7 protein-coding genes are annotated in these 10,725 nt (G+C 70.9%); 3 read left to right on the top strand and 4 right to left on the bottom strand.

Annotated features, from left to right (window positions below; translation table 11 throughout):
* Positions 1 to 36 precede the first annotated feature (36 nt).
* Positions 37 to 1,881, top strand: a complete 1,845-nt coding sequence (gene ilvD, locus BN6_RS34825) for a dihydroxy-acid dehydratase (RefSeq protein ID WP_015104559.1) — start codon at positions 37 to 39, stop codon at positions 1,879 to 1,881.
* A gap of 582 nt (positions 1,882 to 2,463) precedes the next feature.
* Here ilvD and BN6_RS34830 read toward each other — a convergent pair.
* Positions 2,464 to 3,228: a DoxX family protein gene (locus tag BN6_RS34830; RefSeq protein WP_051075850.1), complete on the bottom strand. Its 765-nt coding sequence runs from the start codon at positions 3,226 to 3,228 to the stop codon at positions 2,464 to 2,466.
* Between the two features lie 241 nt (positions 3,229 to 3,469).
* Complete coding sequence (locus BN6_RS34835; RefSeq protein WP_041315151.1) at positions 3,470 to 4,384, bottom strand: 2-hydroxyacid dehydrogenase; 915 nt, start codon at positions 4,382 to 4,384, stop codon at positions 3,470 to 3,472.
* A gap of 29 nt (positions 4,385 to 4,413) precedes the next feature.
* On the opposite strand from BN6_RS34835, the gene BN6_RS34840 reads away from it, so the two are divergent.
* The gene (locus BN6_RS34840; protein ID WP_041315155.1) at positions 4,414 to 5,271 is read left to right on the top strand and encodes an alpha/beta fold hydrolase; all 858 of its coding nucleotides are present in this window, start codon (positions 4,414 to 4,416) and stop codon (positions 5,269 to 5,271) included.
* 10 nt (positions 5,272 to 5,281) lie between these two features.
* A complete protein-coding gene (locus tag BN6_RS34845) occupies positions 5,282 to 6,466 on the top strand; it encodes a PQQ-dependent sugar dehydrogenase (protein ID WP_015104563.1) in 1,185 nt (394 codons plus the stop codon).
* Positions 6,467 to 7,179: 713 nt separating this feature from the next.
* On the opposite strand, the gene BN6_RS34855 is transcribed toward BN6_RS34845, so the two are convergent.
* Positions 7,180 to 9,798 carry a CHAT domain-containing protein gene (locus BN6_RS34855; protein WP_015104564.1) on the bottom strand — a complete coding sequence of 873 codons (2,619 nt, stop codon included), beginning with the start codon at positions 9,796 to 9,798 and terminating at the stop codon, positions 7,180 to 7,182.
* Positions 9,799 to 9,862: 64 nt separating this feature from the next.
* Positions 9,863 to 10,171 carry a hypothetical protein gene (locus BN6_RS34860; protein ID WP_015104565.1) on the bottom strand — a complete coding sequence of 103 codons (309 nt, stop codon included), beginning with the start codon at positions 10,169 to 10,171 and terminating at the stop codon, positions 9,863 to 9,865.
* Positions 10,172 to 10,725: the final 554 nt, after the last annotated feature.

Genomic DNA, 10,725 nt, shown 5'->3' on the forward strand with positions numbered 1-10,725 from the left:
CGCGACACCGCTTGAGACGCAGATTCTGGAGGAGCCGTGCCACCGCTCCGTTCCCGCACCACGACCCACGGCCGCAACGCCGCCGGGGCCCGCGCGCTGTGGCGCGCGACCGGCATGACCGACAGCGATTTCGGCAAGCCGATCGTGGCCATCGCCAACTCCTACACGCAGTTCGTGCCCGGTCACGTGCACCTCCGCGACCTCGGCGACATCGTGGCGGAGGCCGTGCGCGAGGCGGGCGGCGTGCCGCGCGAGTTCCACACCATCGCCGTGGACGACGGCATCGCCATGGGCCACAGCGGCATGCTCTACTCGCTGCCCTCGCGCGAGATCATCGCCGACTCGGTCGAGTACATGGTGAACGCGCACCAGGCGGACGCCATCGTGTGCATCTCCAACTGCGACAAGATCACGCCCGGGATGCTCAACGCCGCGATGCGCGTGAACATCCCCGTCGTGTTCGTCTCCGGCGGGCCGATGGAGGCCGGCAAGGCGGTCGTGGTCGACGGCGTCGCCGTCGCGCCGACCGACCTGATCACCGCGATCGCCGCGTCCGCGTCACCCGACGTCGACGACGCCGGCCTGACCGAGGTCGAGCGCTCGGCGTGCCCGACGTGCGGGTCGTGCTCGGGCATGTTCACCGCGAACTCGATGAACTGCCTCACCGAGGCGCTGGGCCTGGCGCTGCCCGGCAACGGGTCGACGCTCGCCACCCACGCGGCACGGCGCGAGCTGTTCTCCGAGGCGGGGCGCACGATCGTGGAGCTGTGCCGGCGGTACTACGGCGAGGACGACGAGTCGGTGCTGCCGCGCTCGATCGCGTCGCGCGCGGCGTTCGAGAACGCGATGGCGCTGGACATGGCCATGGGCGGCTCGACCAACACGGTGCTGCACATCCTCGCGGCGGCGCAGGAGGGTGAGATCGACTTCACCCTGGCCGACATCGACGAACTCAGCCGGCGCGTGCCGTGCCTGTCGAAGGTGTCGCCGAACTCGGACTACCACATGGAAGACGTCCACCGGGCGGGTGGCATCCCGGCCCTGCTGGGTGAACTCTGGCGCGGCGGGCTGCTGAACGAGAACGTCCGCACGGTGCACTCGCCGGACGTGGCGTCGTGGCTGTCGGCGTGGGACGTCCGCGCCGAGTCGCCGTCGGAGAAGGCCGTCGAACTGTTCCACGCCGCACCCGGCGGCGTCCGGACCACCCAGGCGTTCTCCACGAGCAACCGCTGGTCGAAGCTCGACACGGACGCGGCGGGCGGCTGCATCCGCGACGTCGAGCACGCGTACACGAAGGACGGCGGCCTGGCCGTGCTGCACGGCAACCTCGCCGAGCGCGGCGCGGTCATCAAAGCGGCCGGCATCGACGAGGACCTCTGGCACTTCGAAGGCCCGGCGCGGGTCGTCGAATCGCAGGAACAGGCCGTGTCGGTGATCCTGAACAAGGAGATCCAGCCCGGCGACGTGCTGGTCGTGCGGTACGAAGGCCCGGCCGGCGGCCCGGGAATGCAGGAAATGCTCCACCCGACCGCATTCCTGAAAGGCGCGGGCCTGGGCAAGAGGTGCGCCCTGATCACCGACGGCCGCTTCTCCGGCGGGACGTCGGGACTGTCGATCGGCCACGTGTCGCCGGAAGCGGCGGGCGGCGGCACGATCGGCCTGGTGCGCGACGGCGACCGGATCGTCATCGACATCCACGAGCGCAAGCTGGAACTCCAGGTCCCGGACGAGGTGCTGGCTGAGCGCAGGGCGAAGATGGAAGCCTCCGAGCGCCCCTGGCAACCAACAGACCGAGTCCGCCCGGTGACGGCAGCCCTGCGCGCCTACGCCCTCCTGACCACCGACGCCGCAAAGGGCGCAGTCCGGGACGTGAACCGCTAGAGCTTCAGGAACCGCATTCTCTAATCCCCGACTACCCGCCTGATCGCCCACACGGCACCCAGGCGGGTAGTCGCACACAGAGCGCAACCCCAAACGCTCACCCTCACCGCCAATCGTCCCCCGAATCGCCTAGACCGGAACCACCCAATGGAGTGGCTATTTCCGGGCACTTTCCCACGCCGAATTTCGTTGCCGTAAACAAGGAGCGCGGCACACGGCGGCGAGAACTCGCACTCCCCGGCCCACTCCAGGCCCCGCTCCCCTCACAACTGCACAGCCCCCCAAGCCCCACCCCACAGCCCCAGCCCAGACCGCCACGCGGAGATGGAACGCGGAGATGGAACGCGGACGGGCAGTCGCGGCCCCGGACAACCAGGGCAGACACCCCGGTAGGTCGAGCAGTGTCAGCCCAGGAGTCCGCGGTCGGGCGAAGTCCGGCGGCCCGTGGATCAGGTGCGAGCCACGTGTCGCGGTACCAGGTGGAGCCACGTGTCGCGGTACCAGGTGGAGCCACGTGTCGCGGTGCCTGGTGGGGTCACGTGTCGCGGTGCGAGGTGGAGTCAGGTGTCGCGGTGCCGGGTGTCAGGTGCGGAAGACCAGGAGCGTCGCGGCCGTCGCGCCGGCGGCCAGGACGAAGCAGATGAAGCCCGCGAGCAACGGGTGGCGGAACCAGCTCCGGTTGTAGTCGAGCGCCGCGCGGCCGGGGCCCGTGAAGAGGAGGGCGAACGCCATGGCCGCGTAGGCGAGTTCCTGCTCGACGCCGTTCGAGTTGAGGAAGCGGCGGAAGCCGTCCGGCGGGAAGAGGCTGCCGCCGTACTTGAGGGCGACGACGTTGGCCATCACGCCCAGGATCCCGGCCGCCGCGAGCGGCGTGAACAGGCCCAGGACCAGCAGGCCGCCGCCGGCCAGCTCGGTGATGCCGGTGACCCAGGCGAGGATCTTCTCCTCGCGGTAGCCGAATTCGGCCAGTTGGCGCGCGAACCCGTCGATGCCGGGGCCGCCGAACGCGCCGAACACCTTCTGCGCGCCGTGCCCGATGAACACCGCGCCGAGCGCGACTCGGAGCACCAACAGGCCCAGGTCGGCGCTGCCGGTCCAGCCGAACGGCTTGCGCTCGTCTTCCTCGTCGCGGTGGGTGGCGGCGGTCTGCCCGAAGGTGTCCACCGGCGTGTAGCCGGAGGTGTCGAAGCTGCTGGTGTCCTTGTTGAACGCGGTGGTGTCCTTGCCGAACGACTGGGTGCCGTCGTCGAAGTGGTGGGCGCCTCCGCCCGCGCCACTCGTCGGTGTCGAGTAGAAACCGTCGTCGGAGTAGCCGCTCGGGCTCTTCGAGCGATCGTCAGTAGCCACGCACCCGCACGTTAGGAGGTTTGGAGGACCACCGCGAGCGTCCGTTACGCGGCCAACGCACACCCGAATGGCCTAGTTGCGCCCCCCGTCGAGGGAATATCGGGCGGAAAGTGCGCATTCAGGATCGCTGGGGCACAGCCGGGCCGAAGGCACCGCCTTTGCGAAGCCGGGCAGGAGAACGGGGCAGAAGAACGGGCGGGGGCAGGAGGACGGGGTGAGGGTGGCGTAGGCGGGCGCGGGGTCAGTAGTCGCCGTGGACCAGGTTTCGGGGTTGCTCGCCGCGCGCGAAACGCTCCACCTCCGAAGCCACCACGGCGTACGCCCGCTCCGCGTGCCCGCAGCACGACCCGGCGACGTGCGGCGTCAAGAACAAACCCGGGGCGCTCCACAGTGGATGGTCCTCGGGCAACGGCTCGGGCTCGGTCACGTCCAACGCCGCCCGCAACCGCCCGCTCACCAGCTCCGCCACCAGGGCGTCGGTGTCCACCACCGGGCCGCGCGCGGCGTTGACGAGGATCGCGCCGTCGCGCATGCGGGCCAGGAACTTGGCGTCGACCATCCCGGTCGTCTCGTCGGTCAGCGGCACCACCACGAGCACCACGTCGTACGACCCGAGCAGCTCGGGCAGTTCGTCCAGCCCGCGCACGCCGTCCCGCGCGGTCCGCCCGACGAGCGTCGCGGTGGCGTCGAACGGCTCCACCCGCCGGCGGAACTGATCGCCCAGGTCACCCGCGCCGACGACGAGGATTTCCTTGCCCTGCAACGTGTCCGTCAGGTGGTAGTCCCACCGCCGGTCGACCCGGGCCCGGTCGAACGCCGGGAAGTCCCGGTAGATCGCCAGCAGCGCCCCGATCGCCCACTCCGCGGTGCTCCCGCCGTGCGCCCCGCGGCACGTCGACAGCAGCACCCCGTCCGGCACGGTCCCGATGAACCGCTCCGCGCCCGCGCTCAGCAGCTGCACGAGCCGCAACTTCGGCAGCCGCCCGAAGAACTCGCGCGGATCGGTGCTCTGGAGGAACTTCGGCACCAGCACCTCGGCGTCGGCGGCCTCCGGCGGCAGGTCCTCCCCCGCCGCGTAGAGCACCGGCCGAACGCCTTCGACGCCGGCCAACACGTGGATGCCTAGTTCGTCGGGAACCAACACGGTAAGCGTCACACCCGCACGCTACGGCACACTGTTCGACCATGCGGGAGCATGACGTGTTCTCCACGGACGGCACGCGGATCAGGCTGTGGCGCACCGACACCGACGGCCCGGACGTGCTGCTGAGCCCGGGTCTGGGCGCGTCGGCGTCAGCGTGGCCCGCGCTGTCCTCCGCCAAGGTGCACAGCTGGTACCACCGGGGCACGATGGGGTCGGACCGGCCGGACGACCCGTCGCGCATCACCCTGCGTGATCACGTGGCGGACGCGCTCGCGGTGCTGGACGCGGGCGGCGTCGAGCGGTGCGTGGTGATGGGCTGGTCGATGGGCGTGACGGTGGCGGCCGAGTTGGCGTTGCAGCACCCCGACCGGGTGTCGGGGTTGTTGTTGGTGGCGGGCGCGCCGGGTGACTCGTTCGCGAGCATGCTCGGGGTGCCGGGCCTGCCGCCGGACGTGCGCCGGCTGATCGGCGTGTCGTCGGCGACGGCACTGCGGCTCGCCGGCCCGTTGCTGGACTCGGTGCTGCACCGGGTGCCGGTGCCGGACGTGTCGTCGACCGCGGTGGGGTCGCTGCGGCGGTTCCTGAAGCACGACTGGTCGTGGTACTTCACGTTGGCGCTGGCGTTGGGCCGCACTCCGCGCCAGGACCTCACGGGCGTGACGTGCCCCACGACGGTGTTGGCGGGCCGGTACGACTGGCTGACGTCGCCGGACAGCATGGTGGGCCCGGTGTCGGGGCTGCCGCAGGCGCGCGTCCGGGTGCTGCCGAACACGCACTACCTGCCGTTGGAGAACCCGCAGGTCGTGGTGGAGGAACTGGAGTTGCTGCTGGACCGCGTGCAGGCCGTGGAGCAGGCGTTGGAGGACCTTCTCACCTCACGTTCACGGCCGCGCGCTTAGCCTGGGACCCGTGTCTCGACTCCGTGGGTTGCTGATCGGCTCCGCTGTCGGCCTGCTGGCCGTCGGCTGCGCGAGCTTCCCGGACCAGCCCGCGCCCGCCGGGTGGAGCCAGGCGCCCGCGCTCACGCCGCAGGCCGGGCCGCGTCCCGAACTGCCGGGCGAGCTGCCGAGCAGCCCCGGTCAGGGCCAGCAGCCGGGGCAGCAGCCGACGCCCGTGCCGCCGCCGCAGGGCTGCAAGGACTTCAACCCGGCCGTGGTGGGGACGTGCCTGTCGCCGGTGTCGGGCGTGGCGCTGGCGGACGTGAACCAGACGACCGGCGCGGTGACGGCGTTGGCGACCGAGCGGACGACGGGCCGGTTGGTGCGGGTCACGAAGGACGTCGACCCGGTCGTGGTGCAGACCTTCGAGGTGGACGCGTCGACGGACGGCGGCCTTACGAGCGTGACGCTGTCGCCTACGTACCCGGAGGACCAGTTGGTCTACGTGTACGTGACGACCGCGACGGACAACCGCGTGATGCGCTTGGCACCCAACGACGTGCCGAAGCCCGTGTTGACGGGCATCCCGAAGGGGCCTTCGGGCAACCGCGGGTCGTTGGCCTACGACCGGACCGGCGCGCTGCTCGTGGCGACGGGTGACGCGGGCAACCCGGCGTCGGCGGCGGACCCGGAGTCGCTGGCGGGCAAGGTGCTGCGGATCGACAGCTCGGGGCAGCCGGCGCGCGGCAACCCGACGGCGGGATCGCGGGTGCTGGCGTCCGGGCTGCGGTCGCCGGGCGGGATGTGCGTGTCGGCGGACGGCACGAAGACGTGGGTGACGGACGCGGCCGCGTCGGCCGAGCAGCTGTACCGGGTGGAGGCGGGCAAGCCGCTGGGCAACCCGGCGTGGTCGTGGCCGGACAAGCCGGGCGTGAGCGGGTGCGCGTCGCTGTCGAACGCGGTGTGGGTGGGCACGGCCGGCACGCCGGGCACGCTCGTGCTGCCGATGGGCCCGGACGGCGGGTTCACCGGCAAGCCGGAACCGTTCCTGGACAAGGAGAACGGCTTCGGCCGGGTTGGTGCGCTGGTGGTGGTGGACGACAACACGGCGTTGATCGGCACGGTGAACAAGAACTCGGGCGGCACACCGGTGTCCAGCGACGACCGCGTGGTGATCGTGGTCCGGGACGGCGCCGCCGGCGGAAGCAAGGACTAGGCCGCCAAGGACTAGGCCGGCAGCGAGGACCAGCCCCGTCGGACTGGTCTGTTCGGACTGGGCACACTGGCGTCAGTCGACCTCTCGAACTTCACGTATCGCACCGCTTTTCGACTAGTTGACGCGGAGTGTCGGGAACTTCGGCCTCGACCACTTTACTTCCCTGAACTCACGAGCCGCCGCTTCCCTGCACGGTCGGCCTTCGACAAGCCGTGTCCGGGACGCAGGCAGAGGCAGACCTCGTGGCTCCGGCCGCGCGGAAGGGGCAAAGGTTGGCCTCAATTCCACCTATCGTGGACCTCTCGTACCCGACCAGTGGGTTCGGTGACGGTCGGTTGATCACACTTTCGATGGAAAGCACTGTCGAGTGGGATCGGGCTGCCGATAGAGTGGTGCTGCAAGCGATACTTCTGACCGAGATCACCCTTTCGGGCGAAGCTCAGAGAAAAGTCGCGGATTCGGGCACTTTCGAGATACCGATTTCGTTGCCGTAATCATGGAGCGCGGCACACGGCGAGCACCCGAGCACCAGCGCCCGCTGCACTTCTCCACGCGGACCAGCGCACGCCCGACGCGGACCCCAATGCGAGCCGACCCACGTGGGCCGACGCACGCGGGTCGCGGATGACGGCCGACGCATACCGATCGCGCCCGCGGGTCTGCGGGTGCGGTTGGTGGACGCCAGGACGGTTGGGAGTCGCGGGCGGGTGGGGTTAGCCGGAGCCGAGGCAGACGAAGGGGCGGCGTAGGGGGTCTATGGCTATGGCGTCTGCCAGGGCTACGGCCGGGGAGGCTCCTGCTGCGAGGTTGTGGTGGAAGTCGGCCATGGCTTCTGCCGACTGCTTGTCGCCTACGCGGCTCGACGCGGCTATCACCGTGCGGGCGCCGCCGGCGAGGAGGGCTCCGGCGAAGCCGAGGGGTTCGTCTCCTGGGCGGACTCGGTTCAGGGCCAGTTCGCAGGCTGCCAGGACCACCTGGTGCGGTGGGCGGCGGACTCTGCCGACCTCGTGGGCGAAGAGGGCTCCGTCCACCAGCTCCAGCTTGGAGAACAGGGCGTTCTCGGGCTCGTGCTCACCGTGCGCGGCTATGTGGGCGAGTTCCACGCCGTCCAGCGCGTCGAGGACCGAGCTGACCCGCGCGTCGGCCACGCCGAGGAGTTTGGCGTCTCGGTGGTAGCCCGCCAGGCGGTCGATCTCGCCTTGTGCGGCTTGGAGTCCTGGGCCTCGCACCAGGAGGACGCCGGTTGCGCCGGCTCGGTCCGCTCTGGTGGTGAAGAGCCACGACGTCGCCGACGGGACGGCCACTGTGGGGCGGCCGGCGCAGGTGGGGAGTACGCCCCACGGGACTACGTGCAGGGCTCCGGTCGGGACGACGACCAGTGCGCGGGTGCCGATCATGTCCGCCAGGGGGCGCAGGAGGAGGCAGTCCAGTTTCTCCGCTTCCCGCCTGGCGGAGGCTGAGATCACCTGCATGAGGGGTGGGGGCAGGTGGTCGGGGGCCAGGGCGTTGAGGTCGGCGTGCAGGCGGCGGGCGCATTCGGTGGCTTCGTCCACCGAGCCGAGGCGCTTCATCCGGATCCGGCCGCCGGCCAGGACGACCGCCACGAGGCTGTCGCCGGAGGCCGCGAAGCTGACCATCGCGCGGTCGCCGAGGCGGGGCACGATGTCGTCCGCCGTGGCGACGGGGCGGGGTTTGCCCCACGGGCTTTCGCTCCAGCCCAGGCGCATCGCGTCGCGCTGGCTGGTGGCGAGGCGCTCCTCCAGTGCCGCCGTGGGCAGGCCGTCCAGCCTGGCCCGCAGCAGCGCCCGGCTGAGCTGCCGGACCTCGGTGATCCGCTCGCTCAGCGCACTGTCCACAGTAGACTCGACCGGGTCGTACCGGTAGAGCTGGGCCCGGGTCCGCTCCAGCCAGGTGAACAAGCGCTTCGCGGTGGCGGGGGAATCGCCGCTCTCCAGCACCAGGCGAACGGCCAGGTCGCCCAGTTCCCGGCCGTGCAGGGCGGTGCCGGACACCAGTTCCAGGCCGCCCATGCGGTCGCGCATCCGGCCCAGTTCGGCCAGGCCCGCCTTGGCCTGGGCGAGGGCCGCGCGCTGGTTGCCGCGCGCCAGCGCGAGTTCGGCCCGGCACAGCCGCAGCAGCATCCGGTGGTCGATGGGGGCGAACCGGCGCGAGGTGGCGACCCGGCGCAGGAGTTCGGCGGCGCTGTCGACGTTGCCGTGCCGGGCTTCCATCCGCGCGGCCAGCACGGTGGCGAGCTTGGCCTGGTCGTGGAGCTTGAGCGCGCTCAGCCGCGCGGCCAGTTCCAGCGCCCGGCGCAGCACCGACGGTGACGAGTGGCGGGATTCCACGGCGCGCAGCGCGTCGACGCGCAGTTCGATCAGGCCCGCGACGGCGGCCCACGCGGGGCTGCCGCGGCGGACCAGTCGGCGTTGGGCGGAGCGGGCCATGCGCCGGGCCAGCACGAGGTCTCCGTCGGCGAGTGCCGCGGCGCCCCGGTAGAGCTCGGCTTCGGCGACGTCCTGGCCGATCCGCTGCCGGCGCAGTTCGGGCAGCACCTCGTCGAGCAGGCGGCCGGCCTCGTCGGTCAGGCCGACGCTGATCATGGCTTCGGCCTGGTCGATGCCGAGCCGCAGCAGGAGTCCGGGTTCGAGTTCGCGGAACGCCCGGTTGGCTTCCTGGTAGCGGCGCAGCGCCTGGGGGATGTCGCCGGCCAGGCGCAGCACGTTGCCCAGCGAGTGGGTGGCCAGGGCGGCGCGCAGCGGGATGTCGTGCTCGGTGGCGAGTTCGGCGGCGCGGTCGAGGTCGCGCACGGCGTTGTCGATGCGGTGGATCTCGCCGTAGGCGTTGCCGCGGTTGGTGAGCGTGGTGATCAGCGACTGGACGACGGGGGTCGGGTCGCCGCCGTCGGCTTTGGTGCGCTCCAGCAGGCGTTCGTGGTGGGCGACGTCGAGGTCGACGTAGCCGATGCCCTCTTCGATGCGTCCGACGCGGAACAGCAGGACGCCTTGGACGCCGTTGACGAGGCTGGTCAGCTCGTCGCGCAGCGCCCCTTCCGGCAGGCCCGCGATCTCGCCGCGGGCGTCCGCGAGCCGGTGCAGCCCGTCGTCCAGGCCTTGGGTTTCGGCCAGGCAGAAGGACAGCGTCATGAGCAGCCTGATGCGGACTTCGAGCCGGCCGACCGGGTCCGCGTCCGCCTGGTCGAGCAGGGCCAGTCCTTGGCGGAGGATGCGGGTCGCGGTCAGGTAGCGGTTCGCGGATGCGGATGCCTTGCCCTTGCGGTGCAGTTCGCGGGCATCCCCCACGGGATCGGCGGTCGCCAGAGGCACTCTCATATGAGAGCACAAGCTAGCGGACCGCACTGCCACCCGTCCGGCTGGCAGTGCGGTCCACTGCCTCTTAGTTCTTCACCGCGACGGGCTCCGAGTGCGTCTGGTACGGGCCGCCGGTGGGGACGACCGGGCCGGGCTTGGCGGGCTCGGGCGAGTGCGGCTGGTACGGGCCGCCGTTGGGGTCGTCGCCGCCGCCGGGCTCGCTGTGGGTCTGGTACGGGCCGCCCTGCGGGACGGCGCCGCCGGCACCGGTGCCGTTGCCGCCGTTGCTCTTGCCCTTGCGGGCGGCGAGCGCCTCGGCTTCTTCGTCCTCGACCACGTCGGTCGGGATGGCGTCGATCTCCTCGACGAGCTTGGGATCGGTTTCAGCAGACATGCGTTGTCCTCCCCTACAACGGATCCCGGTGTTTCCCCCCGGGATGCTTGGCTGGTGAGAGTGATCATTCGGCGGCCCCCCGGCCCGGCCGAACGGCTCAAGCCTTACACAGATGGACGCACCTTTGAGCGGTAAATTCACCGAGAGCAATCGTTGCCGCCGTGACGGTCAGCGTTGACCAGGGCGAAGTCCCTTTCGGGACGGACGGTACCACTCGAATGGGCGAACGTGTTGACACAGAGGTGGTGTGTCGAGGCCCGCAATAAGGGGACGATCCGACCGACCGGTCGCCTGGAATAACACCGTCGGCGCTCCCCTCGTCACTGTTCGCCACCCCGCCTTTCGCGGAGGACACCGGTGCTTCGAGGTGGAAGAGCGGGTGGGCGCGGACCAGATACGTCGAGTGCCGTGTGGATGATCACTTCGACGGATGTCCAAATGCCCGAGGGGATTGCGCGCGGGCCGGGAAACGTTCGTGCCGGAGGGGCGCCGGCATTGCCGCGGGAATGATCTCCGAAACGCCACCGCGGGACAGGCCGGAGCCTGTCCCGCGG

It is taken from the genome of Saccharothrix espanaensis DSM 44229 (assembly GCF_000328705.1).
Lineage (GTDB): Bacteria > Actinomycetota > Actinomycetes > Mycobacteriales > Pseudonocardiaceae > Actinosynnema > Actinosynnema espanaense.

Coding starts and splice junctions, on each gene's coding strand:
- BN6_RS34855 (WP_015104564.1), bottom strand. CDS start 9,798: ATGAGAGTGCCTCTGGCGACCGCCGATCCCGTGGGGGATGCCCGCGAA.
- BN6_RS34840 (WP_041315155.1), top strand. CDS start 4,414: ATGCGGGAGCATGACGTGTTCTCCACGGACGGCACGCGGATCAGGCTG.
- BN6_RS34860 (WP_015104565.1), bottom strand. CDS start 10,171: ATGTCTGCTGAAACCGATCCCAAGCTCGTCGAGGAGATCGACGCCATC.